The sequence below is a fragment of the Nonomuraea soli genome (assembly GCF_013761175.1).
Classification (GTDB): Bacteria; Actinomycetota; Actinomycetes; order Streptosporangiales; family Streptosporangiaceae; genus Nonomuraea; species Nonomuraea soli.
On the sequence record NZ_JACDUR010000003.1, the window covers coordinates 316463 to 343015 of the forward strand.

General features: G+C 71.0%; 22 protein-coding genes. 15 read left to right on the forward strand and 7 right to left on the reverse strand.

What is annotated here, in order from left to right:
• The first annotated feature begins 38 nt into the window (after positions 1–38).
• Both HNR30_RS14180 and HNR30_RS14185 read left to right on the forward strand, forming a co-directional pair.
• Positions 39–449 (forward strand): VOC family protein, encoded by a 411-nt coding sequence (locus HNR30_RS14180; protein ID WP_181610308.1) that lies wholly within the window; start codon positions 39–41, stop codon positions 447–449.
• Complete coding sequence (locus tag HNR30_RS14185; protein WP_181610309.1) at positions 431–1375, forward strand: alpha/beta hydrolase; 945 nt, start codon at positions 431–433, stop codon at positions 1373–1375. The genes HNR30_RS14180 and HNR30_RS14185 overlap by 19 nt, the downstream gene beginning before the upstream one ends.
• Here the strand turns inward: HNR30_RS14185 and HNR30_RS14190 are convergent.
• From HNR30_RS14190 to HNR30_RS46760, 3 genes are all read right to left on the reverse strand, one after another.
• Complete coding sequence (locus tag HNR30_RS14190) at positions 1372–2181, reverse strand: DeoR/GlpR family DNA-binding transcription regulator (RefSeq protein ID WP_181610310.1); 810 nt, start codon at positions 2179–2181, stop codon at positions 1372–1374. The two genes, HNR30_RS14185 and HNR30_RS14190, sit on opposite strands and share 4 nt — an antisense overlap.
• Positions 2178–3506, reverse strand: coding sequence for an alpha-galactosidase (melA, locus tag HNR30_RS14195; RefSeq protein ID WP_181610311.1), 1329 nt, complete (start codon positions 3504–3506; stop codon positions 2178–2180). Before melA ends, HNR30_RS14190 begins: the two co-directional genes overlap by 4 nt.
• 66 nt (positions 3507–3572) lie before the next feature.
• On the reverse strand, positions 3573–6233 hold the full coding sequence (locus HNR30_RS46760) for a fibronectin type III domain-containing protein (protein WP_220133576.1): 2661 nt from the start codon (positions 6231–6233) through the stop codon (positions 3573–3575).
• Between the two features lie 175 nt (positions 6234–6408).
• Here HNR30_RS46760 and HNR30_RS14205 point away from each other — a divergent pair, with 175 nt between their 5' ends.
• Together HNR30_RS14205 and HNR30_RS14210 are read left to right on the forward strand one after the other, a co-directional pair.
• On the forward strand, positions 6409–7350 hold the full coding sequence (locus tag HNR30_RS14205; RefSeq protein WP_181610312.1) for a carbohydrate ABC transporter permease: 942 nt from the start codon (positions 6409–6411) through the stop codon (positions 7348–7350).
• Positions 7351–7358: 8 nt separating this feature from the next.
• The gene (locus HNR30_RS14210; protein WP_181610313.1) at positions 7359–8228 is read left to right on the forward strand and encodes a carbohydrate ABC transporter permease; all 870 of its coding nucleotides are present in this window, start codon (positions 7359–7361) and stop codon (positions 8226–8228) included.
• 41 nt (positions 8229–8269) lie between these two features.
• Here HNR30_RS14210 and HNR30_RS14215 read toward each other — a convergent pair whose 3' ends face one another.
• Positions 8270–9607 (reverse strand): DUF4832 domain-containing protein, encoded by a 1338-nt coding sequence (locus HNR30_RS14215; RefSeq protein WP_181610314.1) that lies wholly within the window; start codon positions 9605–9607, stop codon positions 8270–8272.
• Between the two features lie 128 nt (positions 9608–9735).
• Between HNR30_RS14215 and HNR30_RS14220 the strand changes: the two genes are divergently transcribed.
• The 4 genes from HNR30_RS14220 to HNR30_RS14235 all read left to right on the forward strand — a co-directional run bounded on the left by HNR30_RS14220 (position 9736) and on the right by HNR30_RS14235 (position 14352).
• Positions 9736–11103 carry an ABC transporter substrate-binding protein gene (locus tag HNR30_RS14220; protein WP_181610315.1) on the forward strand — a complete coding sequence of 456 codons (1368 nt, stop codon included), beginning with the start codon at positions 9736–9738 and terminating at the stop codon, positions 11101–11103.
• Between the two features lie 85 nt (positions 11104–11188).
• Positions 11189–12682, forward strand: coding sequence for a glycoside hydrolase family 36 protein (locus HNR30_RS14225; RefSeq protein ID WP_181610316.1), 1494 nt, complete (start codon positions 11189–11191; stop codon positions 12680–12682).
• A 56-nt stretch (positions 12683–12738) separates the two neighbouring features.
• On the forward strand, positions 12739–13881 hold the full coding sequence (locus HNR30_RS14230; RefSeq protein ID WP_220133577.1) for an ROK family transcriptional regulator: 1143 nt from the start codon (positions 12739–12741) through the stop codon (positions 13879–13881).
• A gap of 87 nt (positions 13882–13968) precedes the next feature.
• Positions 13969–14352 (forward strand): hypothetical protein, encoded by a 384-nt coding sequence (locus tag HNR30_RS14235; RefSeq protein ID WP_181610318.1) that lies wholly within the window; start codon positions 13969–13971, stop codon positions 14350–14352.
• 7 nt (positions 14353–14359) lie between these two features.
• Here the strand turns inward: HNR30_RS14235 and HNR30_RS14240 are convergent, their stop codons facing one another.
• The 3 genes from HNR30_RS14240 to HNR30_RS14250 form a co-directional block, all read right to left on the reverse strand.
• Complete coding sequence (locus HNR30_RS14240; protein ID WP_181610319.1) at positions 14360–15811, reverse strand: SigE family RNA polymerase sigma factor; 1452 nt, start codon at positions 15809–15811, stop codon at positions 14360–14362.
• A gap of 50 nt (positions 15812–15861) precedes the next feature.
• Complete coding sequence (locus tag HNR30_RS14245) at positions 15862–17040, reverse strand: NYN domain-containing protein (protein WP_181610320.1); 1179 nt, start codon at positions 17038–17040, stop codon at positions 15862–15864.
• Between the two features lie 179 nt (positions 17041–17219).
• Positions 17220–19544 (reverse strand): sigma-70 family RNA polymerase sigma factor, encoded by a 2325-nt coding sequence (locus tag HNR30_RS14250; protein WP_181610321.1) that lies wholly within the window; start codon positions 19542–19544, stop codon positions 17220–17222.
• A gap of 148 nt (positions 19545–19692) precedes the next feature.
• On the opposite strand from HNR30_RS14250, the gene HNR30_RS14255 reads away from it, so the two are divergent.
• The 7 genes from HNR30_RS14255 (at position 19693) to HNR30_RS14285 (ending at position 26471) form a co-directional block, all read left to right on the forward strand.
• Positions 19693–20367, forward strand: a complete 675-nt coding sequence (locus tag HNR30_RS14255; protein ID WP_181610322.1) for a hypothetical protein — start codon at positions 19693–19695, stop codon at positions 20365–20367.
• A gap of 5 nt (positions 20368–20372) precedes the next feature.
• Positions 20373–20906, forward strand: coding sequence for an orotate phosphoribosyltransferase (gene pyrE, locus HNR30_RS14260; RefSeq protein WP_181610323.1), 534 nt, complete (start codon positions 20373–20375; stop codon positions 20904–20906).
• A gap of 85 nt (positions 20907–20991) precedes the next feature.
• The gene (locus HNR30_RS14265; RefSeq protein ID WP_181610324.1) at positions 20992–22533 is read left to right on the forward strand and encodes an ABC transporter ATP-binding protein; all 1542 of its coding nucleotides are present in this window, start codon (positions 20992–20994) and stop codon (positions 22531–22533) included.
• A complete protein-coding gene (locus tag HNR30_RS14270) occupies positions 22530–23558 on the forward strand; it encodes an ABC transporter permease (protein WP_181610325.1) in 1029 nt (342 codons plus the stop codon). Before HNR30_RS14265 ends, HNR30_RS14270 begins: the two co-directional genes overlap by 4 nt.
• Positions 23555–24430 (forward strand): ABC transporter permease, encoded by an 876-nt coding sequence (locus HNR30_RS14275; protein WP_181610326.1) that lies wholly within the window; start codon positions 23555–23557, stop codon positions 24428–24430. The genes HNR30_RS14270 and HNR30_RS14275 overlap by 4 nt, the downstream gene beginning before the upstream one ends.
• Positions 24431–24458: 28 nt before the next feature.
• Positions 24459–25409 carry an ornithine cyclodeaminase family protein gene (locus HNR30_RS14280; protein ID WP_181610327.1) on the forward strand — a complete coding sequence of 317 codons (951 nt, stop codon included), beginning with the start codon at positions 24459–24461 and terminating at the stop codon, positions 25407–25409.
• A gap of 78 nt (positions 25410–25487) precedes the next feature.
• Positions 25488–26471: a BMP family protein gene (locus HNR30_RS14285; RefSeq protein WP_181610328.1), complete on the forward strand. Its 984-nt coding sequence runs from the start codon at positions 25488–25490 to the stop codon at positions 26469–26471.
• Positions 26472–26553 lie beyond the last annotated feature (82 nt).

A 26553-nucleotide genomic window follows, 5' to 3' on the forward strand; every position in this document is an offset into this window, starting at 1 on the left:
GGGCCGGGGCATCCGCGATCTTGTGGCAGGCTCGTCGGATGCTCCGACTCACCGATTTCATCATCGACTGCCCTGACACCATGAAACTGGCGGCCTTCTACTCCGAGGTGACGGGCCGCCCGATCAAGGACGGCAGCCACGGCGACTGGGCCGGCATCCGTTTCGGTGAGATCGAGCTGGCCTTCATCCGGGTCGACGACTACCGCGCTCCGCAGTGGCCAGACACCGAGCACCCCAAGCAGTTCCACCTCGACTTCGAGGTCGACGACATCGAGTCCGAGCAGCGCCGCATCCTCGACCTCGGCGCGACCCTGCGGCAGGACTTCATCGGCCCCGAGGGCTACGGCTGGCGGATCTACACCGACCCGATCGGCCACCCCTTCTGCCTGTGCCGCAACAAGGGCGTCACCTGGACCGACGAGGGCCCGGTATGGCCCAAGCGCGGCTGAATCCCCGCCCCGACCCCCGGCTGGCCCCTCTCGTTGAGGCGACCCGCGCGTTCTACGCCAGGCGAGGCACTGGCCGGGGCCCGAGCAACGGCGACGAACTCCGGGCGATCCGCGCCTCGGCGAAGCCACCCGCGCCGTCGGACCCGCCGGCGACCGTCGAGCTGATCGACGGCACGGTCCCGGTCAGGATCCACCTCCCGGCCACGCCCACCGCAGGTCATGGCCGACCCGCGGTTCAGTTCGCGCAAGCCACCGGGGTGTTCCTCGACATCCACGGCGGCGGCTTCTACAGCGGCTCGGCGGCGGCGAGCGACGTGCGCAACCGCCTGCTGGCCGACACGCTCGGCATCGTGGTCGTCAGCGTCGACTACCGGCTCGCGCCGGAGAACCCGTGGCCGGCCGCGCCCGACGACTGCGAAACCGCGGCGATGTGGCTCGCCGGAAACGCGGCCACCCTGTTCGGGACGGATCGCCTCGCCATCGGCGGGTTCTCCGCGGGCGCCACCCTGGCGATGACCACCCTCGTACGGCTGCGCGATCGTGGCATGGCCGCCTTCCGCGCCGCCGTGCTGCAGTTCGGCACCTACGACCTCAGCGGGCTGACCCCCAGCGGGCGCCTGATCGCCGACGAGTACTTCATCGAGGCCTACGCGGGCTCCGAGCAGGACCGCACCCAGCCCGACCTCTCCCCGATCTACGCCGATCCCGCCGGCCTGCCACCGGCGCTGATCATCGTCGGGGAGGACGACATCCTGCTGGGCGACAACCTCGCCATGGCCGCGCGGCTCTCGTCGGCCGGCGTCGATGTCGACCTGCGCGTCTACCCCGCCGCGCCGCACGGCTTCACCGGCCACGCGACACCTATGGCCGAGGCGGCGCTCGACGACCTGCACACCTGGCTCGGCGCCCGGCTGCGGCGGGGCTAGTCGACGAGGTCGACGCGGGCGCCGCCCGCGCGCAGCTCGGTGACGATCCCCGCATCGGCCTCCCTGCCAGTGACCAGCAGGTCGGACTCCCCCAGGAGGTGGATGGGCGCCAGCCCGGTCCTGCCGAGCTTGGAGGAGTCGGCCAGGACGATCCGCCGCCGCGAGGCCGCGATCATCCTGCGCTTCATCTCCGCCTCCAGGAGGTGCTCGGAGGTGACGCCGTGCTCCGGGTGGACGCCGTGGCACCCGAGGAAGAGCGTGTCGGCGTGGATCCGTTCGAGCATGGGCGCGCCGAGCGGGTCGACGAGCGCGTGCGTGGCGGGCCTGAGGGTGCCTCCGGTGACGAGCACGGTGATGCGCGGGATGGCGGGTTCGAGCTCGATGGCGACCTGGAGGCTGTTGGTGAAGACGATGACCTCGGTCAGGTCGGCGCGGGCGACGATGGCGCGGGCGAGAAGGGTCATCGTGGTGCCCGCGTCGATGATCACGCTCTCGCCGCAGGCCACGAGCCCCGCCGCGTGACGGGCGAGCCGGGTCTTCTCCAGCGCCGCGCTGCCGGCCGAGGCGTCAGATGACGCCTCGGCGGGACGGTACGGCTTGGCCGGGATCGCTCCGCCTCGGACGCGGCGGATGGCTCCCTGCTTGTCGAGGAGTTCGAGGTCGGCGCGGATCGTGACGCTGGTGACGCGGAAGATCTCTGCCAGGTCCGTCACGCGGACGAACTCGTGCTCCGTCACCATCGAGACGATGCGTTCGCGCCTGTCGTCGACGGCGATGTCGGCCGCCGCCTCCCCTTCGGCCATCATCGCGCCCTGCCCGACGTCGTCGGCGTGCCGCGCACGATGCCGGCGGGCAGCAGCGCCCGGTGCGCGTCGATGAGCTCGTCACACAGCCGCTCGATGGCCGGTACCGGCAGCGTGGCCGAGGTGTTGGGATCGAGCATGGCCGCCTGGTACACCGCCGAGCGCTGGTCCTCCAGGGCCGCGGTCACGGTCAGCTCCACCACATTGAGGAACGTGCGGTTCAACGCGGCGAGCTGCACCGGCAGCGAGCCCACCCGCCGCGGGCGCACACCCGACCTGTCGACGACCGCGGGCACCTCGACACACGCCTCGGCGGGCAGGTTGTCGATGAGGCCCGCGTTCGGCAAGGTCAGATGGATCTCGCGAGGTGTCCCGGTGATCATCGAGTGGATCATCTCGGAGGCCATCTCGAAGTGTTTCCAGCGGGCGAGCAGCGGTTCGCCGGTGGCCAGCGACCCTCTCAGGCGCTCGTACGAGTCGAGCTTGCGGGCGCTGCGCCTCAGCGACTCGTCGACGGGCAGGCCGAGCCGTACGACCTCCTGGTCGTGCGGGAGGAACCACGGCACGTATTCGGCGGCATGCTCGCTCGACTCGGTGGGGAAGTAGCGGAAACGGCGGTAGATCTCGCTGCGGACGTGGCCGCGCAGCTCCTGGTCGCTCTCCATGAGCAGGTCGAGCTCCGGATAGAGGGAGCGCCCCTCGCTCTCGAATCGCAGGACGAACGCCTGGTGGTTCACTCCCGCCGTGAGGAAGTCGATCTCCTCCAGCTCGCGGCCGACCAGGTCGGCCAGCAGGGCGTGGGTGTCGCGCACGGAGTAGCACAATCCCGCGACGTTGCGCAGCGGCGTCGCGGCGCGGATCGCCCAGCACAGGGTGGCCATGGGATCGGTGTAGTTGAGCAGCCAGGCGTCGGGGCACAACTCGGTCATGTCGCCGGCCAGGCCCACGGCCTCGGGGATGGTCCGCAGGGCGAGGAAGATCCCGCCCGCGCCAAGGGTGTCGCCCAGCGTCTGGCGCAGGCCGTACCTGCGGGAGATCTCGAAGTCGCGCAGGACCGCGTCGTGGCCGCCGATGTTGAACTGGCAGATGACGAAGTCGGCCGAGTCGAGCAGCGGCCGCCTGTCGTCGCCGGCGTCGATGCGGGCGCGGGCGCCGGCCTCGGCGTCGAGCCTGGACGCCAGGTGCCGCGCGGTCGCCAGGCGTCCCGGGTCGACGTCGTGCAACGCGATGTGGAGGGTGCCGGCCAGTTCGGCACAGGAGAAGAGATCCGAGAGGATCTTTCGAGTGAGCTCGACGTTGCCGGCCCCGATGATGACGACCTTTGCCATCCGAAACCTCCTGAGGCCAGGAGCTTACCCCTACGAAAGCGGGATCGGGGCCGGCACGAACGACTGCTACTCGAAGCGGATCTCGTCGATGGTGATCGTGGAGGCCCCGCCGTACCAGAAGCCCATGGCCAGCTGGCTCGGCGAGTTGCGGCTGATGCCGTTGGCGGCCATCGGGATCCTGATGTCCTGGTAGGCCGTCGTGATGACCGGATGCGCCCCGCCGTCGAGCGTGTAGTCGCCGAACACCTTCGTGGCACCGCCCAGGCCCAGGTTGAAGTGCGCCTGCTCGCCGCCCGCCGCGCCCTTGACCCGCATCACCAGGTGCGTCTTCGAGCTGAGATCGACGCCGACGTCACTGCCGAACCAGCCGCAGTTGTTGTAGCGCAGGCTCAACGCCCCGCCCGTGGCCACGCCCGACCCGCCGCCGTCCAGGAAGCAGTTGCCTCCCGTCCACTTGCCCAGGTCGTTCTGCCCTGGATACGCGCCGTCGAAGTTGTCGAGCACCAGGCCCGCGTTCGCCGTCGTGGAGACGGTGACCGGGTTGCTCGACGGCGACAGGTTGCCCGCCGCGTCCTTGGCCTTGACCGTGTAGGTGTAGCTGGTCGACGGGGTCAGGCCGTCGTCGGTGTAGGTGGTGCCCGTGGGGGTGCCGACCCGGGTGGCGCCGCGATAGACCTCGTAGCCGGTGACGCCGGTGTTGTCGGTGGCCCCGCTCCACGACAGCGACACCGAGGTGGAGGTCCTGCCCGTCGAGGCCAGCGTGGGTGCGGTGGGCGCGGTGCAGTCGCCGGAGCATCCCGTTGTGGTCGCGCTCACGGCGGCGGATCTGGCGGACAGGTTGCCCGCGTTGTCGACCGCCTCCACGGTGTACTGGTAGGTGCGGCCGGCCGACAGGCCGGTGTCGGTGAAGGTGGTGCCCGTGACGGGGGTCGCGGTGACCTTGGCGCCTGAGCGGTAGACGTTGTAGCCGCTCAGGCCGCTGCCGCCGGTGTCGGTCGAGGCCGACCACGTCAGCGAGACGCTGGTGTCGGTGCGTCCTGTGACGGTGAGGCCGGAGGGGGTGGACGGCGCCGCGCAGTCACCGCCGCAGGTGCCGGTGGTGCTGACCGCCCCCAGGTCGACCCAGCCGTCGGCGCGCTGGTTGGCGTTGGCGAACGATAGAGGATAGGCCGGGCGCCACCGGTCGATGATCCAGTCGGTGAGCCTGACGGACGCCGGGCGGTTGCGCAGCACCTCCTTGGTGACGGCCTCCAGCGGATTACGCACGCGCAGGACCAGCTGGTAGCTTCCGGCGGGCACGCCCGCGGCGTTGAGGTCGGCCGAGAAGTTCACCGGGCGGCCGTAGTCGACGTAGGTCGGGTCGGAGCCGACGTTCCAGTCGGGGAAGGCCCGGATCCTGAGCGGCTGGACGGTGCGGATGTCCCAGTTCGTGTCCCAGGTCCTGACCACGTTCCCGGCGGAGTCGCGCAGGCCCAGGACGAACGTCCACGGGTAGTAGAAGGGCGCCACGCCGTCGTTCTGGACGGTGACGCCGACCTTGAAGGTGCCCGGGGCGCTCGCGTTGAAGTTGGCCTGCGGGATGTGCAGGTTGTAGCCCATCTTCCGCACGCCCGCGGCGACCTTGGGGTCGGTGGGGCTGTAGCCGCCCGCTCCGGTCTGGTTGATCATCCAGCTGATGTGGGTGAGCTCCGTGGCCGCGAGCACGTCGTCGACCTGGCCGCCGCCCGCCGGGTAGTTGGCGTACAGCGTGCCCTGGATCTCCGGCCTGGCCTCGCCGCCGATCGAGTGGGTGGTCCAGCGGTTCTCGGTGCCGTTGTCGAGCATGATCTGGGTGAACGCGTCGTCCCAGCCGTTCATGGATCTGGGCAGCGTCATGCTCTTGAGCTGGCCGCCGCGGTGCTCCTTGTAGGGCCAGGAGTCGTCGTGGAAGCCGATGTTCGCCGTCTGCGTGCCCGCCAGACCGGGATAGCGGACCTCGAGCTGGATGTTGTCGAAGGCCGCGTCGTAGGCGTTGATGAGGGTGCGGATGGTGGCGTCGGTCGGCATCAGGTCGGGGTGGCCGTCGGCCAGGTCCCGATCGTAGGGCCAGGTGTGCCACTCGCCCCACAGCCCGACGAGGCCCAGGGACATGAAGCCGATCCGCGGGTCGGCCGTGCCTGCGGGGCCCGCCTTGTCGTAGCGGGCGGCGAAGGCGTTGATGAAGGTGGTGAACGCGGCGATGACGTCGGGGTCGTCGTAGTCGGGGCTGACGGTGCCCCAGAAGCCGTTGGTGCGCAGGGCCGTCTTGCCGTTGAGGCAGGGCGGGATGCCGTTGCCCGGGTGGGTGCCGGAGCCACCCGGATACTCCACGTAGAAGCGGAAGGCCACCTGACGGCCCCATACGGCCGCCTCGTCGAGGGCCTTCTCGAAGAGCGTCCAGTCGATGGAGGAGCAGGTGGAGGGGTCCTTCATGACCTCGTTGAGTGCGAAGTAGGTCCACATGACGCCGCCCGGGTACTTGGCGTCGTAGTTGTCACCCGGGAACAGGTAGGGGGCGAAGCCTTTCAGCGGCTGGCCCACGGGGGTGGGGGCGTAGGCGTAGGTGTGGGTGGTGAGGGTGGTGTCCGGCCCCGGTCCGGCGGGCGGCCGGGCGGGAGGTCCGGCGGGGGCGGCCGACGCGGGGACCGCGGTGCCTAACAGGAGGGTCGTGGTGGCGGCGAGGGAGGCGAACCAACGTCTCATCTTCATGCGAGCCTCGGGGGGGTGAGGTTGTGCGAACGAAACCTTGATGTAACGAGATAGAAGCATGAAGGTTTCGATATCGCAAGCGGTCTGCGCTGCCGTACATATGATTAGACCTTGACAAACTATCGCTAGTCCACATCATTATTGAGCGATGACAGGCTGTCGATAGGGAGCACGCATGCACGCGGTTGGGACACGACTCGGCGCCGGGACCGGCCAGCATGCGGGGCCTCACGGCCGCCTGCGAAGGCGGCGAGACGATCGCCTGGTCGGCTGGCTGTTCCTGCTCCCGGTGATCATCGGGTTCGCCGTCTTCTACGCCTACCCGACGGTCCGTGGCGTCTGGTATTCGTTCACCGACTACAGCCTGCTGAACGACCCCTCCTACGTGGGCGGCGACAACTACAAGGAACTCGTCAGCGACGGGCAGTTCTGGAACGCGCTGAAGGTCACCGGCTACTACGTGGTCGTCAACATCGTCTCCCAGACGGTGGTCGCCCTCGGCCTGGCCGCGCTCATGCACCGCCTGACCCGGTCAGTCGTCCTGCGGGCGACGCTGCTGGTGCCGTGGCTGGTGCCGAACGTGACCATCGGCCTGCTGTGGGCGTGGATGCTCGACCCCGACCTCGGTTTCGTCAACCACCTCATCGGCCTGACCGGCCTCGACACGACCCTGTCGTTCAACTCCCCCGACTGGGCGATGCCGCTCGTGGCGCTGGTCAACAGCTGGTCCTACACGGGCTACACCGCGCTGCTGCTCTACGCCGGGATGCTGCAGATCCCCCCGCACCTGTACGAGGGGGCGGCGATCGACGGCGCGGGCGAGATCCGGATGTTCCGGTCGATCACCCTGCCGCTCCTGCGCCCCATCATCGCGCTGGTGCTGGTGGTGTCGCTGATCGGCTCGTTCCAGATCTTCGACACGGTCGCGGTCGTGTACGGCGGCAAGCCGCCCATCCCCGAGACCAGGGTCATCTACTACTACATCTACCAACAGGCGTTCACCTACTTCCACATGGGATACGCCTCCGCCATCGCGATGGTGCTCGTGCTCATCCTCGGCGTGCTGACGACCCTGCAGATGCGGATGCTGCGCGCGTCGCGTTCGGACCTGGGCTAAGGAGCCTTATGAAGATCTCCAGGGGCGTCTCCTGGTTCGCACTCGCCGCCGCGGTCGTGCTCACCGTCTTCCCCTTCTACTGGATGATCCGCACGGCACTCACGCCGGCGGGCGACCTGTTCCGCGATTCCACCGCGTTGTGGCCCGACAACCCCACGCTGATCAACTTCAGCCGCGTGCTGGGCCTGGTCGGCGCCGAGGAGGCCAGGGCCGCGGGCGGGTCAGGCGCGCAGATCAACTTCCTGCGCTACACGTTCAACTCGATGGTCTACAGCGGGCTCATCGCGGTCGTGCAGACCTTCTGCTGCGCCATGGCCGGCTACGCCTTCGCCCGGCTGCGCTTCCCCGGCAGGGACGTGGCGTTCGGCATCATCATCGCGGCCCTCATGGTGCCCCCGATCTTCACGCTGCTGCCGAACTTCGTCCTGGTCAAGCAGCTGGGGATCCTGAACACCATCCCAGGACTGGTCCTGCCCAGCCTGCTGATGACGCCGTTCGCGGTCTTCTTCCTGCGCCAGTTCTTCCTGTCCATCCCCCGCGACGTGGAGGAGGCCGCGACGCTCGACGGCATCGGGAGGTGGGGGCTGTTCTGGAAGATCGTGCTTCCCATGAGCCGAGGCCCGCTGATCACCATCGGGCTGACCACCATCGTGTGGAGCTGGAAGGACTATCTGTGGCCGCTGCTGGTCGGCAAGGCAGAGAGCACCCGCGTCCTCACGGTGGGGCTCGGGGTCTTCCTGCAGCAGTCGCCGAACCGGGCTCCTGACTGGACCGGGCTCATGGCGGGATCGGTGCTGTCGATCCTGCCCGTGCTCCTCCTGCTCGTCTTCCTGGGCAAGCGGCTGGTGCAGTCGATGAACTTCTCCGGCATGAAGTGAAAAGCTCCGCCGTACATCTCGTACGGCGGAGCCTCGTGCTTTCAGTCGCCCAGCGTCAGCCAGCCGTTCAGGGTCGTGTCCTGGCCCGCGTTGGCGAAGCGGAGCGGCACGCCGTTGCGCAGCGGGTTGGCGGCCCGCAGCACCAGCGTCTGCTCGCCCTTGCGCAGTCCCGGCAGCGCGGCGGTGAGCTCCACCGGCTCGCCCGGCATGATCTGCGTCAGCCGCCACGGCGTCGTCCAGGTCCTGGTGATCCGGCCGTCGCGGCCGACGGCTGCCACCTGGACGGGCCAGTCGTAGGCGAACGGGGCCACGCCGTCGTTCCGGATCCGGACGGAGACGCCGCGGCGCTCGGTCTTCACGGACGTGACCCGCAGCCGGTAGCCCAGGGACTTCGCACTGGCCAGGGCCTTGTCGTAGGTCGCGCCCGAGTAGCCGGGGGTGAAGGCGTAGTGGTTGAGCAGCCAGGTGGCGTGGGTCTGGGCGACGCTCGTGGCGAAGTCCTCACTGGCGCAGGGCGTGGGGTCGAAGATGCAGCCCTGCAGCTCGGGCCGCAGTTCGCCGGCGACCGTGTTGGTCTTCCACTTGTCGGCGGTCCCGGCCTGGTTCATCAGGTCCATGAAGTGCCAGCCGGGTCCCGGCAGGGTGGAGTAGGCGAAGGAGTCGTCGTGGTAGCCCAGGTCGTGGGCCTTGTTGTCGGCGCCTGGATACCTGACCATCAGCCGGGTCCTGTCGAAGGCCCTGTCGTAGGCGTCGAGGATCCTGAGCTGCTGGGCCGGGGAGGCGAACCAGTTCTCCGTGCCCGGCTCCCCGTTGTGCGGCCAGGTGTGCCACTCGCCCCAGAAGCCGAGCAGGCCGAGCTGGACGAATCCCACGCGCGGGTCGCCGTCGTAGCGGCGGCCGAGCGCGGCGATGAACCGGTCGAGCGCGGCGACCAGGCGCGGGTCGTCGTAGTCGGGCGAGACGCTCTGCCCGTTGTTGCCGAAGTCGTCGTAGGGCCGGGTGAGCAGGCCCTCGTCCAGCAGGTACTGCGGGACGCCGCTGGGCTTGCCGGGATAGTCGAGGTAGAACCGGAACGCGGCCTGGTGGCCCCGGGCGGCGATCGTGTTGAGCTGCTCTTCGAGTGCCCGCCAGTCGAAGCGGTGCGGACCCTTCATCACCGCGTTGAGCGGCAGGTAGAACCATTCCATCGAGTGCGGGAACGTGGAGTACTCCCCCGCGTAGGGGATGAAGCCCGCCAGCGGACTGACGTTCGGCGCCTCCCCCGCGGGCAGGTCCCGCCAGCCTGGCTGGGCGGTTAAGGCCGTGCCAGGGGCGGGCACCGCCGCCACGGCCGCGGCCAGGGCGGCGACGATCGTCACCCGGATCGACGTGCGGATCATCGAAATCCTCCTCATGACTTATGAGCTAGCCTTGACAAATTTTCGATGAGCCACATCATTATTCGAGAGAGCCACCAAGGGCAAGAGGGAACTTTCTCCGGCCCCATCCCCCAGGAAGAGGCACCTCGATGAACACAAGGAAGCGGGTCGGCACCGCGCTGCTGTCCGGGCTGCTGGCGAGCTCCGCGCTCACCGCGTGCAGCAGTTCCGAGACGCCCGCCCCCGCCGCGGGCGGCAGCGAGCAGGTCACGCTCAACTACTGGCTGTGGGACGACAACCAGCTCGCCTCATATCAGGCCTGCGCCGACGCTTTCGCCGCCGCGAACCCGGGCATCACCGTCAAGATCACCCAGACGGCCTGGGCGCAGTACTGGCAGAACCTGACCACCCAGCTGGCCGCCGGCGAGGCGCCGGACGTGTGGACCAACCAGGTCTCGTACTACCCGCAGTTCGTCTCCAGCCAGCAGATCCTCGACATCCAGCCCTACGTCGACTCCGAGAAGGTCGATCTCACCCAGTACCAGGACGGCCTGGCCGACCTGTGGACCAAGGACGGCAAGCGCTACGGCCTGCCCAAGGACTGGGACACCGAGGCGGTGGTCTACAACAGCGACATGCTCGCCAAGGCAGGCGTCAAGCCCGAGGAACTGGCCGAGCTCACGTGGAACCCGCAGGACGGCGGCAGCTTCGAGCAGGTCATCGCCAAGCTCACCGTCGACGACAAGGGCCGCAACGGCCTCGACCCGGCCTTCGACAAGGACAACGTCAAGGTCTACGGCTACCAGCCCGAGTGGAACGACGGCTCCCAGGGCCAGAACGGCTGGGGCGAGCTGGCCGCCGCCAACGGCTGGACCTACCTCGACAAGAACCCATGGGGCACCCAGTACAAGTACGACGACCCCAAGCTGATCGAGACCATCGCCTGGTACAAGGCGCTGACCGACAAGGGGTTCGCGCCGCGCTTCGACAAGCAGTCGACGCTCGGCATCGACGCGGTGATGAACTCCGGCAAGGCCGCGCTGACGATCGCCGGCTCCTGGACCATCAACACCTACCTGGGTGAGGGCGCCGAGCAGAAGTTCGCGCTCGCCCCGCTGCCCGTCGGCCCGGTCGGCAGCCGCAAGAGCGCGATCAACGGCCTGTCGGACGCGATCTGGGCGGGCACCAAGAACAAGGACGCCGCGTGGAAGTGGGTGAAGTACCTCGGATCGAGCGCCTGCCAGGACGTGGTGGGCGGGAATGCCGTGGTCTTCCCGGCGATCAAGACCGCGACCGAGAAGGCATTGGCCGCCCACAAGGCGAAGGGCCGCGACGTGCAGGTCTACGTCGACTACACCAAGACCCCCGGCGGCACGTTCCTGCTGCCCATCACCGAACACGGCACGGAGATCAGCCAGATCGTGCAGGACTCCCTGCAGGCGGTCATCCTCGGCCAGATCGAGCCCGCTGAGGCCCTGCAGAAGGCCAACCAGCAGGTCAACGGCCTGTTCGGCTGATCGTTCCACTGTCTGCCCCGTCCGGCGGGATCCGCCAGGTGCGTTCCCGCCGTACGGTCACCGCCGCTCTGCTCGAAGGAGAACCATGCCCCTGCTCGTCAACCTGGCCGGCCGTGACTTCGCGGTCGAGCTCGCCGGTTCCGAGCCCGTGATTCCCGTGACCGGCGGTGTCGTGCTGCCGCCGGGCCGGGTCGCGATCCTGCACGGCCTCGCCGACGCCCTGTTCTACCGCCACGGCCAGAACTCCTGGAGCCCGTGCGGTTGGCGCAGGCTCAGCGAGCCCCCGCTGCGGATCGCCAACCCGGAGCGGCGCCTGACCGCGGACGACACCGGATGGGACGACCCGTCCCGCCATCACTCCTCGGCCGTGGCGGCGCTGCAGGGCGCCGACGGCCGCGTACTGCTGCTGGGCTCTCTCGGACTGGGCACCCCCAGGCTCGCGGCCGACCACGACACCCTCGCCGGCTGGTGCGAGGAGGACGGCGCGTCCTGGTTCCTGGCCTACGGCTCCGAGGCCGAGGTCTTCGCCCGCTACGCCGGCCTGCTGGCCGAACGGATCGGCGGCAGCGAGCGGCGGGCGGGCAACGTGTGGTGCACCTGGTACGCCTACTACGAGGGTGTCACCGAGCAGCTCCTGAACAAGGACATCGCCGGGCTGGCCGGCCTGCCGTACGACGTCGTCCAGGTCGACGACGGCTGGGAGCAGGCCGTCGGCGACTGGGAGCCCAATGACAAGTTCCCCTCCGGCATGCGTGCCCTGACCGAACGGATCAGCGCCGCGGGCATGGTCCCCGGGCTGTGGCTGGCGCCGTTCATCGTGCTGCCCACCTCGCGCACGGCCCGCGAGCACCCCGAGTACCTGCTGCGTGACGCCGAGGGCCGGCCGGTCGTCGCGGGTCACAACTGGGGCACCTCCTACTGGGCCCTGGACCTCACCCACCCCGGCGTCCAGGAACACCTCACCCGGCTGATCCATCGCGTCGTGCACGAGTGGGGCTTCACCTACCTCAAGATCGACTTCATCAACGCCGGTGCGATCCCCGGTGTCCGGCACTCGGGCACGCCTCGCGAGCAGGCCTACCGGGACGGGCTCGCGCTGATCAGGCGCGTCGCGGGCCCCGAGGTCTACCTGCTGGGCAGCGGTGGCCTGCTGCTTCCCTCGCTCGGACTGATCGACGGGTTGCGCAGCGGCCCCGACGTCGCGCCCCTCTGGACCAACTACGCCAGCGACGACCCCTCGGACGCCATGGCCTACAACGCGGTCGTGAACACGCTGCACCGGCTGTGGCAGTCGCCCCTGCTGCAGGTCGATCCCGACATCGTCTACTTCCGCAGCCGCCTCAACCTGCTCACCGACACCCAGAAGGACTGGCTGAAGGACCTGGCCTCCATCTGCGGGTTCAAGGCCGTCTCCGACCCGCCTTCCTGGCTCAGTCCCGACGAGCTCGGCCATCTGGCGGCCTACCTCGCGGAGCAGCCGGAGATCGTCCAGGAGGCGCGGTACAGGTTCGCCATCGACGGCCGTGTCGTCGATTTCACCGCCGCGCTGGACCCGGCACGGCAGTATCCGATCTCCTGAGGAGCCGCTAGAATTTCGCTTCGCCGAAGCATAATTGGGGGTACGGGGTGGCCGAGGTGGCCGGGGCCGATGTCAGCAGGCTCCGCGAACTCAACTCGCTCAACATCGTCCGGGCGATGCGGGGTCAGCCGCCCGCCACCGTCACCGAGCTCGCCGGCCGGATCGGCCTGTCGCGGCCGGGGACCGACGTCGTGGTCCGCGGCCTCGTCACCGACGGCTGGGTCAAGGTCGTGGAACCCGACGGCAGCACGGTGGGCCGCCCGGCCCGCCGCTACCGCTTCAACGCCGGCGCCGGCCACGTGCTCGGCGTCGACGTCGGCGGCCACAAGATCCTCATCCTGCTCGCCGACCTCGAAGGCCAGGTCCTGCACAGCCATCGCCTGCCGGTCTCCCCTGACGCCGACCCTGACGCGCGGCTCCAGGCCGTCGACACCGCCATCACGCAGTGCCTGTCGGCCGCCGGCATGCGGCCCGACCAGATCTGGGCGGTGACCGTCGGCGTGACCGGCCCCGTCGACGCCACCGGCCGCACCACCCTGTTCACCCCGCTGCCCGGCTGGGGCACCGTCTCCCCCGCCGAGCACCTCGCCGCCCGGTTCAGCTGCCCGATCCTCGTCGAGAACGACTGCAAACTCGCCGCCGTCGCCGAGCGCTGGCAGGGCGCCGCCCAGGACGCCGACGACATCGTCTACCTTCTCGCGGGCATGCGCACCGGCGCCGGGCTCATCCTCGACGGCACCCTACGCCGCGGGTACGGCGGAGCGGCCGGCGAGATCGGCGCTCTCAAGGCGGTCAGGTGGGAGTCCGCGCCCTCGCACATCGAGAACTGTCCGGGGGTGCCCGGCGACATCCACCCCAACGACAAGGCCGCCTGGGTCTTCGAGCACGCCCGCTCGGGCGACCGCGACGCCCGGACCGCGCTGCGCCGTTACGTCAAGGACCTGGCCGTCGGCGCCGCCGCCCTCGTCCTGGCCCTCGACCCCCAGGTCGTCATCCTCGGCGGCGGCTACTCCCGCTCGGCCGACCTGCTCATCGATCCCCTGGAGCAGGAGCTGGGCCGCCTGTGCCTGCGGGTGCCCGAGATCAGGGCATCCCACCTGGGCGCCGACAGCGTCGCCCTCGGCGCGCTGCGTGTCGCCCTCGACCAGGTCGACGCGCAACTGTTCGCCAACGGCATGCCGGCGCCGCTCAATCCTTGAGGGGTAAACGCGATATATCTTGACCTAGGCGCATAACGCGACATATCGTCTCTCCTTAGCGATGCGTCTCGCCCCTGGAGGACGATCATGAACGAGCTGGCGCCTGTCCTCTTCGTCGCCGCCCTCGCCGTGCTGTCGGTCCTCCAACTGGCGCTCGCGTTCGGCGCGCCATGGGGGAGCCTCGCGTGGGGCGGGCAGCACCGGGTTCTGCCGGGACCGCTGCGCATCGGCAGCGGCATCGCCGTGGTGCTCTATGTCGCGTTCGCGGGCGTGGTCCTCGACCGTGCAGGCTGGATCGACGTCGTGGCGGAGCCCGTCGCAGGCATCGGCACCTGGGCCGTGTTCGGATTCGCCGCACTCAGCGTCATCCCCAACGCGGTGTCCCGGAGCAGGCCGGAGCGGTACGCCGGAACATCCGCCGCGCTCGTGCTCGCGGCCTCCAGCCTCGCCGTCGCACTCAACGGTGCGTAGACCGCACTCAGCCGACGACCCCGATGACGGCCCGGTGCGGGTCGAGCTCGGCGGGGAGCTCGGCCACGGGCGTGAGCGCGCCGGTGCGGGCGTCGAGGGAGAAGTAGCCGAAGGGGCGGTCCGCGCCCGTCGCCGCCAGGTGGACCAGGACTCGCCCGTCGTCGATCCAGCCGGCGATCCGCGCGCTCGTCCACGCGGGGATCATGTGCTGTGCCACGTCCCGCCTGGTAGCCGCATCCCTCACGGTGACCTCGCCTGAGCCCGCCCTGGCGAGGTGACGTCCGTCGGGTGAGTAGTCGGCGAACACGGCCTGCCGCGCGTCCACGCACGAGGGGAAGGTGGCGGAGCCCTCGCCGCAGTCGTAGTCGGCAGGTGTCGTCCGCCCGGTCTCCACGTCGGTAAGGTGCGCCGCCCGCGAGGCGTCGACGCGGACGACGACGTGAAGGCCGTCGGCGGAGAACGTGGCCGTCGAGGGCTGAGCCAGTTCACCGGCGGTGAGCACGGGGCTGATGTCGCGGGGCCCGCGACCGTCCAGGCCGGCCACCACCCAGCGGCGGCGGAGCGCGTCCAGGTACGCGACCTGCCGGCCGTCACGGCTGAGCGCAACGGAGGGCGTCCATGACAGGATCCCCTCGCTTCTGACCTGGACGGCCGCGTCGCCGATCACCGTGCCCGCGGCGCATTCGAGGCTGAGGCACGTCCGGGTGCCGAGGAGGGCGGCGTACGTCGGGTAGGTGTCGATCATGAGTCCCCAACCGGCGCACACGATGTCGCCCGGCTTCTCCGGCGGGTCGTCGGGCCCGCCGGGGCAGGCCAGGGGCGCGGCGTAGCGGATCGTGCCAGGCATCACCGGGGGTTTCCAGGCCGTCCACTCCTTGTACGGCAGGGCGAAGTCGACGCTGAAGCCGCCGGGGCCGTCCGTCTCCGTGTGCATCCAGCCGCGATCGACCTCGGTCAGCAGCTCCCCGCTCCTGGTGAAGGTGAAGCCGCCCGAGGCGACGACCGCCGGGTCCGGCCGGGTCAGGCCCAGGTAGCCCGCCACCACGGCGGCCAGCACGGTCAGAGCGAGGCCGGCCCTGATCAGCCTCCTGCCCACGACGGCACGGCGCACGGATCGCACGGTGGCGGTGAGGTCGAACTCCGGAGGATCACCCGCGGGCAGCGGCGGCGCCTCGTCGACCTCGCTCACCCGCAGGTCGTCGCGTGACACGTGGTCACGACCGTAGGCCACGGCCGCCACCCGCTCCCTCGCCACGCCGTCGGCCAGGGCCTTCCTGTACAGCGCCAGCCTGGCCATCGAGACGGGCGCGTGCTGGTGTAAGCGCCACCGGCTGCCGACGACGACGAGCGCGTGCCGTACCAGGCGAAGCGCCTGCTGCTCGTCGCCGGTGAGGAGGTAGGCCGCCTTCGCCAGGTCAGGCCCGGCGCGGAAGGCGAACGCCCCGAAGTCTCTCGCCATAGGGACGACAGATTAAGGAGTGCACGGTATGTCGCCGGTATGTCGGCGGCTCAGCGGCGGGCGCGCTCCAGGGCGTCCCAGAACCCGCGGCGGAGGGCGTGGCGCACCTCGTCGTGCAGCAGGAAGTCGATGGGCAGCGACGACCCCTGGAGCAGGCGCGCCTCCAGGTCGGAGGGCATGCGCGGCTTGCGTGCCAGCACCGCCTCCAGCCACAGCGCGGGCGCGTCGCGGGCGACGGACTCGCCGAAGTCGTGGCCTTCGCGGTGGGCGGCCTTGACCGCGTCGGCGAGCGTCGTCGCCGGTGCGTTGGCGGCGGCGGGCGGCGAGATCGGGGCGGCCTGGGGCCCGGTGTAGGCGCCGTGCGCGCCCGGCTGGTAGGTGCCGGCGCTGGAGGGCGTGGCGAACTGCCCGGTGGAGACGCCCGGCGTCGGCTGCGGGGCCGACGGGGGCTCCGGCGTGTAGCTGGGGTAGGCGGGCAGCGCGGGCGGGGCGGCGTGCGAGCGCGGCGGGCTGGCCGGGGCGGGCGGCTGCACGGAGGGCAGCGGCTGGTTCTGCGTGGGCGCGTTGGCGATCTGCGCGGAGGAGGCGGGAGGCGGAGGCGGCGGCGCGACCTGCGGCAGCGGCGCGGACAGGGAGTGGGCGGCGGCCTGGCCGTTGCTCACGGGCTGGTGGCCGTTGGTGGGCTCGGGCACCCCGGTGACGAGGGAGACGTAGGGCCGCAGGTGCCCGCCGCCGATCTCGATGAGGTCGTCGCCCTCCTGGCGCAGCGAGCGCGAGACGGCCCAGCTGCCCTCGGCGGTGATGTGCACGACGGTCACGCGGATGCCCAGGTCCTGCGCGTCGCAGACGACCTGGGTCAGGTCTTCGTCGCCGCTGACCACGACGGCGTCGCAGATGGCGCTGTTGCGGGCCAGCGTCATCAGGTCGCGGTGGACCTGCGCGTCGACGCCCTCGCGGCGGCCTGGGCGGATGCGCGACAGGCGCAGCTTCAGGCCGGGGATGTCCGCCAGGGCGTCGTGCTCCGGGGTGCGACGGCCTTCGACGGTGGCCTCGTACCAGTAGCACCGGAGCAGGGGCAGCCCGGTGCGTTCGCGCGACAGGTTGGACAGCAGTTGCAGCAGTCCTGGATAGTCCCAGGCGACGGCCTCGCGATGGCGGGTGCCGTGCACGGCCATCGCGCCGTCGGCCAGCAGATAGCCAGCGTCCACGAACAGCGCGCAGCGATCCACGCGAATCCGCCCCTTTCTTGGTGGCCCGACATATCTGGCTCTGCACCGTCAGAGCCGGACTCGGCGGCCCTTTATCAGGGTAATCAAGCAGGTGATCGCGCGAGGGCTAATCCGGGCGATTCACCTCTGACGACCATTCCCGGAGACCGTACCAGTTTGTCCGTATTTGGTCACGAGTGTCATGAGCGTGCGGGCACGCTCACCGCGGCCACCCCGAAGAGCACGACGTCCTTCTTGGTGGCGAGTCTGAGCATCGGATCCGTTCCGAGCGTTGCTTCGACAGTATCGACGTCCACGCCGAACGTCAGCCCTTCCGCTCCGTTGGCCGAACTGTCGAAGACATTGTCACGGTCGCGGTCGCCTCCGCGCGGCGTCAGCGGCCCGTCGCCCAGCGAGACCCGGTCGCCGCCGAGGTCGGCGTCGCCCTCCCAGGTGACGAGCTCGGCCCTGGCCGGGGTGGCCGTGGCGTGCAGGCCGCCCAGCGGCAGGGCGATCATGCCGTTCTGCCCGCCCACCACCGTCGCCGTGTCCATGACGACCGCCTGGCTGTACGGCTGGGCGGGATCGGTGGCGATGACCACCAGGCTCCAGCCGGCGTACTGCGAGACTCCCTCCCGCATCGGCATGTCCGCCGCCCACCACATCCCCTTCCGCTTGGACGCGTTGGCCACCAGCGCCGTCACATCGGCGTAAGCCTGATAGCCGGGTCCGGAGGGAAGGTCTCGCACGAGGACCTCCTCCGGCCTGATGTTCAGATAGTCCTTGCGTCCGGGTGCCCGGAACTTGATCGGCCCACCCCCGGCCGATGCCGCGGACCAGTACAGACCCGCCCAGACCACCTGGCCGGCCCGGGGCAGCTGGAGCCGGGCGCCGCTGGAGACCTTGGTGGTGTCCACCTGGTCGTCGTCGCGGGAGCGCATGGTCCACAGATCGTTGTCGCGCCTGTCGCCCTTGCGCGCCAGGGCGTTGCCGCAGCCGTCGCGGTCGCCGGCACAGCTGAGCAGCGAGTTGCCCACGGCGCGCACGACCACCTTGCCGTCGGTGGCGAAGCGGGCGGGCGCGCCCGCCTGCCGTACCCCGGCCATGGCCCGTGCTCTGACCTGCTGGTCGCCCGACTGGATGCGCACTGCGGGCGCGACGCCCGCGGGGGCGTGGGCGTCGACGACGACCCTGAGGAAGACGGCGGTGGCCCGCCCTGCGGCCAGGGGGCCGCGCGCGCATCTGGCGCCGCCCACGCGCGGCCGGCAGGACCAGCCGTCGGCGGTGCCGACCGGGGCGACCGCGGCCACGCCCTGGCCCCGGTGGGCTGCGGGCACCAGGGCCACTCCAGGCGGCAGGTCCACGTCGGCCACGACCGGCTTGCTCGCGCCGTGACCCTCGTTGCGCAGCCGTACGCCCACGATGCCGGGATGCGCGCGGACCAGCGATCCGAGCGGGTCGATGGTGGCGCTCAGCCGGGCCGCGCCGGTCCGCGCGCGTGGCGGCGGCGCGACGGTCGGGGTGATCGTCGGAGGCACCGGCGTGGGCTCCACCTCCTGCTGCTCGACGACTGGAGGCGGCGGCAGGTGGCTGACCGAGGGCGCGAGTGCCTGGGGCGGCGACTTGCGCGCCTTCTCCTCGCCGGAGACCAGCATCAGCACGGCCGCTGCGGCCACGGCCGCAGCGGTGCCTCCCGCGACCGCCGCCTGCTGGTGCTTGGGGAGCCTGCGCAGGTGGCGCAGCTTGCCGAGCTGGCGCAGGGCGCCCGCCCCGCCGGCGACACTGCCTCCCTTGGCGACCGTCGCGGCGTAGGCGGCGAAGACGGGGCCCGCGAACAGGGGGCCGACGACGACGCGCAGGCCGCGGTTGACGTCGGTCAGCTCCAGGAAGACCGAGCGGCATTCCGCGCAGTTGCCCATGTGCTCGTCGACCACGCGGGAGTCGCGGCGGGCCAGGCCGCCGCGCACGTGGGCGCCCATCTTGCTGATCACCGGCCGGCAGGCCTGCTGCGGCGCGGCGGCCAGGTGCATCTGCAGGTAGGCCTGGCGCAGGCCTTCGCGGGCACGGTAGGCGAGGGCGGCCACGCCGTTGGCCGACAGGCCGAGCAGGGGCGCGACGTCGGCGGGCTTGGCGTTCTCGACCTCGGTGTGCCACAGGACGGCGCGCCAGCGGTCGGGCAGCGACAGGAACGCCTTGGCGATCATCGACTGCTCGAGGCCGCTCAGTGCCGGGTCCACGAAGGGCACGCCGGGGTCGAACAGCTCGATCTCGCCCGTCGTCACGGCACGCGACTCCACCCGGCTGCGGTCGTAGACCGTGCGGCGCACGACCGTCAGCAGGTAGGGCCGGAAGCCCGCCTCGGGGCCGCCTCCCCTGCCGACCAGGTCGAGGATCTTGGTGAAGGACTCGGCGACGACGTCCTCGACCTCGGCGTCTCCCTTCACCATCTGGCGGGCCAGGGCCCGGGCTGCGGCAACGTGGCGCTGGTAGAGCTCGCCGTAGGCAGCGGCGTTTCCGGTTCTCACCGATTCAAGGAGATCCGCATCGCTTTGCGGCGATTCTGCACTCATAGTGACCTCACGATTACGCGGGGTTGCCTGGCGAATCATTCCGCATTTCGCGTCATGACTAAACCGAAGTCGCGTCTTTGCTCTTAGAAGGTTCGGAGGAGAGATGAACGAGGACACCCCGGGGTCACTTCGTGCCAGGTGGCGCAAACGGAGCATGCGGGCCGGATGGTCCATGCCCGGGGACTGGTGGGTTCCGGCGGTCGAACAGGCGGGCGAGGCCGTGCTGAGGGGCCACGACGTCGTCCGCGCCTGTCTCGCCCTCGGCGATGCCCGCGCCCGTGCGGGGGTGGGCATCGCCGAGGGCATGACCGATCTGGCGGCGCTCTACGCGTCCTTGGGCCTGGAGCCGCCGTTCGAGGCGCTGCGCTCGTTCGCCGCCGGATGGACGGAGGCGACCTTCGCGCCCATGGCGGAGCTGTCCTGCGAGGATCCGCTGACCGGCCTGGTGACCGTCGCCTACCTGCGCACCCGGCTGGCCGAGCTGTATCGGGGCGCGACGGCGGGCAGGCACCGGCTCGTGGTCGCCGAGCCGCTGCGGAGGGGAGAGGAGCTGGCCGAGCGCCTGGCGGCCACGTTCAACCTGGCCGAACAGCTGCGCTCGGTCTTTCCCGGCGGGCAGACGCTGGCACTGCTCGGGTCGGCCCGCGTGGGCGCGCTCACGCCGCACTCGCGTTCCCTGTCGGCGCGGGTCAGGCTGCTGCACGGCATGCGCGTGCGGGTGCTGCGGCTGCCGGGCAGGTACGAGGAGGCCCTGAAGATGCTGAGGTCACTACGCTGAAGGGCATGACCGATCGCGAGAACCTGCTGGCCGAGATCCAGAAGAAGGCCGTCGTCCACGGCAAGGTGATCCTCTCATCAGGCCTGGAGTCCGACTGGTACCTCGACCTGCGTCGCATCACCCTCGACGGGGTCGCCGCGCCGCTGGTCGGCCGGGTGATGCTCGACCTGACCGAGGACCTCGGCTTCGACGCCGTGGGCGGGCTCACGCTGGGCGCCGACCCGGTGGCCACCTCGATGCTCCACGCCGCCGCCGCGCGCGGCCGCACGCTTGACGCCTTCGTGGTCAGGAAGGCCGCCAAGCAGCACGGCATGCAGCGGCGCATCGAGGGTCCCGACATCTCGGGGCGCCGCGTGCTGATCGTGGAGGACACCTCGACCACGGGCGGCTCGCCGCTGACGGCGGTGGAGGCGGCGCGCGAGGCGGGCGCCGAGGTCGTGGCGGTGGCCACCATCGTCGAGCGGGGCGCGGCGGGGCGCATGGCCGAGGAGGGTGTGGCATACCGATCCGCTTACACACTGGCGGATTTCGGGCTGTAGGTTCCCGTTTCCTCCTGGAAACATCCCGGTAATTCGCACGAATCGGATCACGGTCACCTTAGTGGCATACCACTAAGGAACGGCCGTGATCCCTGCACTCGAACTCCATGACGTAGCCAAGTCCTTCGGCCCCGTCCGCGCCCTGTCGGGTGTCTCCCTCACCGTCCAGGCGGGCGAGGTGCACTGCGTGCTGGGCGAGAACGGCGCGGGCAAGTCCACCCTCTGCAACCTGGTCAACGGCGGCGTCTCGCTGGAGCGCGGCACGATGACCCTGTACGGCGAGCCGTACCGGCCCTCCCGTCCCACCGACGCGCTGGCCGCCGGGGTCGCCATGGTGCACCAGCACTTCAGCCTCGTCCCCACCCTCACGATCGCCGAGAACCTCCTGCTGGCCGCAGGCGCCCGGCTGCGCCCGCGCAGGCGCGAGCTCCACGAGGGCCTGGCACGCATCGAGGAGACGTACGGCCTGAGCGTCCCGCTCGACGAGCTCGCCGGACACGTGCCGGTCGGCGTGCGGCAGCAGGCCGAGATCATCAAGTGCCTGCTGCGCGACCCGCGCCTGCTCCTGCTCGACGAGCCCACCGCCGTGCTCGGACCCGCCGACGTGGACGCCCTGCTGGCCACCTGCCGCCGCATCGCCGAGGCGGGCAAGGCCGTGGTGCTCGTCACCCACAAGCTCGGCGAGGTCACGCGCGCGGGCGACAGCGCCACGATCCTTCGCGGCGGCACCGTCGCGGGCGCCGGGCCGCTGGCCGGATTCGGCGCGGAGGACCTCGTCGAGCTGATGGTCGGCCGGCCGATGAGCGACCTCGACCCGTTGCTCGTCGCGAGCGTGGACGAGAGCGCGACCTCCCGCGAAGCCGCACGGATCACCGCGGAACCGGTCTTCCGCGCGCAGGGGCTCACCCTGAGCCGCGCCGACGGCACCCTCGCCCTCGACGGCGTCAACCTGGAGATCGCCCCCGGCGAGATCGTCGGCGTGGCCGGGGTGGAGGGCAACGGCCAGAGCGAACTGGTCACGGTGCTCAGCGGGGCCGTGCCGCCCGGCTCCGGCAGCTTCCTGCTGGGCGAGCACGATCTGACCTTCGCCACGCCGCGCGGGCGCACCGCCGCCGGGCTCGGCATCATCCCCGAGGACCGCCACCACGAGGGCTGCGTGCCCGCCATGTCGATCGCCGAGAACCTGTTCCTGCCGCGGCTGTCGGAGTTCGCGCGGCGCGGCCTGCTCGACCGCTCGGCCCTGCACGAGGCCGCGGCGCGGGTCATCGAGGAGCACGGCATCCGCGCCACGGGGCCGTCGGCGAGGATGAGCACGCTGTCGGGAGGCAACCAGCAGAAGGTCGTCGTCGCCCGCGAGCTGGCGCTCGACCCGCTCGTCTGCCTGGTCGCCGCCCAGCCCACCCGCGGCCTCGACATCGGCGCGGTCGACGCCGTCCTCGGCCGCATCCGCTCCGCGGCGCAGGCCGGAGCAGCCGTCCTGGTGATCTCCAGCGAGCTCTCCGAGCTGCTGGCCCTGTGCCACCGCATCGTGGTCGCCTACCGCGGCCGCCTGCTCGGGCCGGTCCCCGCCGCCGCGCCGCAGGCCCGCGACGAGATCGGCCGCCTGATGGTGGGAGCCGCCGCATGAGAACCAACGCCTTCGTCGTGTACGGCGGAGCCGCCTTGGCCGCCCTGCTCGCCGGAGCCCTGCTGGCGCTGGGCGGCGGCGCCTCCCCCCTGCAGGCGGGCGCCGCGCTCTGGGAGGGCATGTTCGGCAGCGCCTACGCCATCGGCAGCTCACTCAACACCGCCGCCGCGCTCGGGCTCATCGCCACCGGCTTCACCGTCGCCCACCGCGCCGGCCTGGTGAACGTCGGCGGCGAGGGCCAGCTCTGCGCGGGCGGCATCGCCGCGGCCTTCGCCGGCGTCTCCCTGCCCGACGCGACGCCCACCCTCGTGGCGCTCCCCCTGGTCCTGCTCGTGGCCTTCGCCGCCGGTGGCGCCTGGGCCGCGATCGCCGCCTGGCTGAAGGTGTCGCGGGGCACCAGCGAGGTCATCACCACGCTGCTGCTGAACTTCGTGGGCCTGGCCATGGTGCTGCTCGTCGTGCACGAGGAAGGGCTGCTGCGTCAGCCGGTCACCTCCAGCCAGACGCTGCCGCAGTCGGAACCGCTGATCGAAGGAGCCAGGCTGCCGCTGCTCGGGCTGGAGGGCTCCCCCGCCACGATCGCCTTCCTCATCGCGGCCGTGGCCGCCGTGGCCGTCGCCGTCCTGCTCCGCCGTACGGCCACCGGCACCAGGCTCACCGCCGTCGGCCACTCGGTGACGGCCGCGGCGCGGCTCGGCCTGCCCGTACGGCGCCTGCAGTTCTGGTCGCTGACCTCCGCGGGAGGGCTGGCCGGCATGGCCGGGGGCGCGCTCGTCGCCACCACGCCGTTCGTGCTGGCCGAGAGCTTCTCCTCCGGTTACGGCTTCGCCGGCCTCGTCGTGGGACTGCTCGCGCGCGGCTCCCTGGCGGCCGTCGCCGGCGTCGCCCTGCTGTTCGGCCTGCTGGCGTCGGGCGGCATGAACCTGCAGCTCGCCGCCGGGGTGCCCGCCTCGTCGGTGCAGATCGTGCAGAGCCTGCTGACCATCTTCATCGCCGGAGCGGTGATTCTGCGGAGGACGTCATGAGCGCATTCGTCGAGCTGGCGGAAGGCGGCGTACGGCTGGCCGTACCGCTCCTGCTGGCCTCCGCAGGAGAGCTGGTCAGCGAGCGAGCCGGAGTGCTCAACCTGAGCGTCGAGGGCATGATGCTGACCGGCGCCTTCGCCGGCGCGGTCGGCGCGTCGATGACCGGGAGCCCGTGGGCGGGCGTCGGGTTCGCCCTGGCCGCCGGGCTGCTGGCGGCGCTGCTGCAGGCGGTGCTGAGCGTGACCCTCAGGGCCGACCAGATCGTCACCGGCATCGCCGCCAACGCCCTGGCGCTCGGCGGCACCACCTACGGCGCCCGGCTGTTCTTCACCGACGGGCGCTCCGTGCCCGGCTTCGAACCGGTGCTCGGACCGCTGACCGTGCTGGGCTGCGCCGGCCTGGCCGTCGTGGCGGCGATCGGCCTGCTGCTGTCGCGGCGCACCGGCTACGGCCTGGCCGTCGACGCCGCGGGCGCCGACGCCGTGGCCGCCGACCGCACAGGACTGCCCGTCGCGGCCATCCGCTACGGCGTGGTGCTGCTCACCGGGCTCACCTCCGCCCTGGCCGGGGCGCAGCTCGCGCTGGCCGAGGTGCACGCCTTCACCGACAACCTCACCGCCGGGGTCGGCTACCTGGCCGTCGTCGCGGTGATCGCCGGCCGCTGGCGAGCCTGGCCCACCGCCCTGGCCTGCCTGTTCTTCGGGATCGCGCAGGCCCTGCAGTTCACCGCACCGCTGCTCGGGCTGCACCTGCCGACGGCCGTGCTGGTCATGTCGCCGTACCTGATCGCCCTGGTGGCCGTGAGCGGGCTGGTGGGCAGCAGCCGCGCACCCGCGGGGCTGACCGTGCCGTTCCACCGAGAGAGCCGTTGATGACCCTGACCCGTCTAGAGAGCCGTTGATGACCCTGATCCTCACCCGTTCCGATGTCCAGACCCTCATCGGCATGCCGGAGGTGATCGACGCGGTGCGGCGGGCGCATGCCGACCTCGCCCGGGGGCTGGCGGCCCTGCCCACGCCCCCGGTGATGCGGCTGCCCGGCTCGCCGGCGGCGTTCGTCCCGATGGCCGCCGCCTCCGCCACGGCCGGGCTGGCGAGTGTGAAGCTGCTGACGGACCTGCCGGGGGCGCAGCGCTCGACCATCCTGGCGGTCTCGGCCGCCGACGGAGGGTGCGCGGCCGTCGTGGACGGTTCGACGGTAACCCGCTTCCGCACGGCGGCGGCCACCGCGGTCGCGACGGCCGCCCTTGCCAGGCCTGACAGCCGCACCCTCGGTCTGATCGGAGCCGGAGCGCTCGCGCACGCCCATCTGGCGGCCCTTCGCGCCGTGCTTGCGATCGAGCGGGTCGTGGTGTGGAGCAGGAACCCGGCGACCGCCCGGGCCTTCGCCGCCGCCACGGGAGCCGACGTCATGCCGGACCCCGAGAAGGTGATCGCCGCGTCCGACGTGGTGTGCACGCTCACCCCCTCACGCGAACCCCTCGTGCGCGGCGCCTGGTTCCACGAAGGGCTGCACGTCAACGCCGTCGGCGCACCGCCGCGCCCCGACCATCGCGAGATCGACTCGGAGGGCATCGCGCGCTCGCGCGTGATCGTGGACAGCCGCTCGTCGGCGCTGCACGAGTCGGGCGACGTCGTCATCCCCCTCGCGGAGGGGGTGGTCGAGCGCTCGCACGTCTCCGACGAGCTCGGCGAGGTCCTGGTGGGCACCAGGCCGGGGCGTACGTCACGCGAGCAGATCACCCTGTTCAACTCGATGGGCGTGGGCCTGCAGGACCTGGCGACCGTGCGGCTGCTGATCGACAGCGCGCTGGAACGTGGCGTCGGCACCCGTGTCGACCTCACGCAATGAACTCTTACGCGGCGGAAATGCCGTCGAAACACCTCCCCGATTCCATAGCGGTATACCGTTAATTGCTAGGAGCCCCCCATGCACAAGCAGGTCCTCGCCCTCGTCCTCACCGGGCTCGCAGTCACCGCCTGCGGTGGGTCCCCTTCCGGGTCCAGCGGCTCCGAGGCCGGCGCTTCCAAGCTCCGCGTCGGAGTGCTGTTCCCCGGCAACCTCTCCGACGACGGCTTCATGGAGTCCAGCTACGGCGGCTACCAGCGCCTGGAGAAGGCCGGGCAGGTCGAGCTGGCCAAGATCGAGCAGGTCCCCGCCGCCGACTACCAGCAGGCCCTGTCCACCCTGGCCGCCAAGTCCGACCTCGTCGTCGCCTTCGGCGGCCAGACCGACGCCGTGCTGCGTCAGGTCGCCCCGACCTTCCCCAAGGTCAAGTTCGTGGAGGTCGGCGGGCCCTCCGACGCCGTACCGCTGGCCAACCTCGCCTACTACGACCCCAAGCAGGCCGACGGCGGCCTCCTGGCCGGCGCCTACGCGGCGCTGACGTCGAAGAGCGGCAAGGTCGCCTTCGTCGGCGGGCTCGAACTGCCCGCGATCGTCAACACCGCCAACGAGTTCGCCAAGGGCGCCAAGCTCGCCAAGGACGACATCGAGGTGCTGGCGCCGCAGTACGTGGGCGACTTCAACGACGTCGCCAAGGCCAAGCAGGCCGGGCAGGCGCTCGTCAGCGGCGGGGCCGACGTGTTCGGGCAGCAGCTCAACCTCGGGCGGCAGGGGCTCGTCCAGGCCGCCGGCGAAGGCTCCGGGTCGGTCATCTCCGGGCCGCTGGTGAAGGAGTGCGGGTCGGAGACGGGAGTGATCGGGTACGCCAAGACGGACACGGGGGCCGCGCTGGAGTACGCGGTCAAGGCGGCGCTGGACGGGAGCTGGAAGGCGGAGCAGAAGGCGTTCGGGGTGGCCTCGGGGCTGGGGGCGTCGGACCTGGTGTTGTGCGGGGCCTCACCCGAGGTCACGGCGAAGCTGGACGAGATCAAGAAGCAGCTCGCCTCGGGGGCCATCACGACCCCGTAGTCACGGCCGCGCGAGCTCCTCCAGTTCCTCGCCCGCCGGCGCGGCTCGTTTGGCGTCGCCTGCCCCCGTCGGCGACCTGCAA

What these genes read in the sequence shown, in the direction of transcription:
- HNR30_RS14205 (WP_181610312.1), top strand. Translation starts at nt 6,409, where the DNA reads ATGCACGCGGTTGGGACACGACTCGGCGCCGGGACCGGCCAGCATGCG.
- HNR30_RS14240 (WP_181610319.1), bottom strand. Translation starts at nt 15,811, where the DNA reads ATGGCGAGAGACTTCGGGGCGTTCGCCTTCCGCGCCGGGCCTGACCTG.
- HNR30_RS14185 (WP_181610309.1), top strand. Translation starts at nt 431, where the DNA reads ATGGCCCAAGCGCGGCTGAATCCCCGCCCCGACCCCCGGCTGGCCCCT.
- HNR30_RS14275 (WP_181610326.1), top strand. Translation starts at nt 23,555, where the DNA reads ATGAGCGCATTCGTCGAGCTGGCGGAAGGCGGCGTACGGCTGGCCGTA.
- HNR30_RS14215 (WP_181610314.1), bottom strand. Translation starts at nt 9,607, where the DNA reads ATGATCCGCACGTCGATCCGGGTGACGATCGTCGCCGCCCTGGCCGCG.
- HNR30_RS14180 (WP_181610308.1), top strand. Translation starts at nt 39, where the DNA reads ATGCTCCGACTCACCGATTTCATCATCGACTGCCCTGACACCATGAAA.
- HNR30_RS14190 (WP_181610310.1), bottom strand. Translation starts at nt 2,181, where the DNA reads ATGATGGCCGAAGGGGAGGCGGCGGCCGACATCGCCGTCGACGACAGG.
- melA (WP_181610311.1), bottom strand. Translation starts at nt 3,506, where the DNA reads ATGGCAAAGGTCGTCATCATCGGGGCCGGCAACGTCGAGCTCACTCGA.
- HNR30_RS14255 (WP_181610322.1), top strand. Translation starts at nt 19,693, where the DNA reads ATGAACGAGGACACCCCGGGGTCACTTCGTGCCAGGTGGCGCAAACGG.
- HNR30_RS14285 (WP_181610328.1), top strand. Translation starts at nt 25,488, where the DNA reads ATGCACAAGCAGGTCCTCGCCCTCGTCCTCACCGGGCTCGCAGTCACC.
- HNR30_RS14220 (WP_181610315.1), top strand. Translation starts at nt 9,736, where the DNA reads ATGAACACAAGGAAGCGGGTCGGCACCGCGCTGCTGTCCGGGCTGCTG.
- pyrE (WP_181610323.1), top strand. Translation starts at nt 20,373, where the DNA reads ATGACCGATCGCGAGAACCTGCTGGCCGAGATCCAGAAGAAGGCCGTC.
- HNR30_RS14270 (WP_181610325.1), top strand. Translation starts at nt 22,530, where the DNA reads ATGAGAACCAACGCCTTCGTCGTGTACGGCGGAGCCGCCTTGGCCGCC.
- HNR30_RS14280 (WP_181610327.1), top strand. Translation starts at nt 24,459, where the DNA reads ATGACCCTGATCCTCACCCGTTCCGATGTCCAGACCCTCATCGGCATG.
- HNR30_RS14225 (WP_181610316.1), top strand. Translation starts at nt 11,189, where the DNA reads ATGCCCCTGCTCGTCAACCTGGCCGGCCGTGACTTCGCGGTCGAGCTC.
- HNR30_RS46760 (WP_220133576.1), bottom strand. Translation starts at nt 6,233, where the DNA reads ATGAAGATGAGACGTTGGTTCGCCTCCCTCGCCGCCACCACGACCCTC.
- HNR30_RS14235 (WP_181610318.1), top strand. Translation starts at nt 13,969, where the DNA reads ATGAACGAGCTGGCGCCTGTCCTCTTCGTCGCCGCCCTCGCCGTGCTG.
- HNR30_RS14210 (WP_181610313.1), top strand. Translation starts at nt 7,359, where the DNA reads ATGAAGATCTCCAGGGGCGTCTCCTGGTTCGCACTCGCCGCCGCGGTC.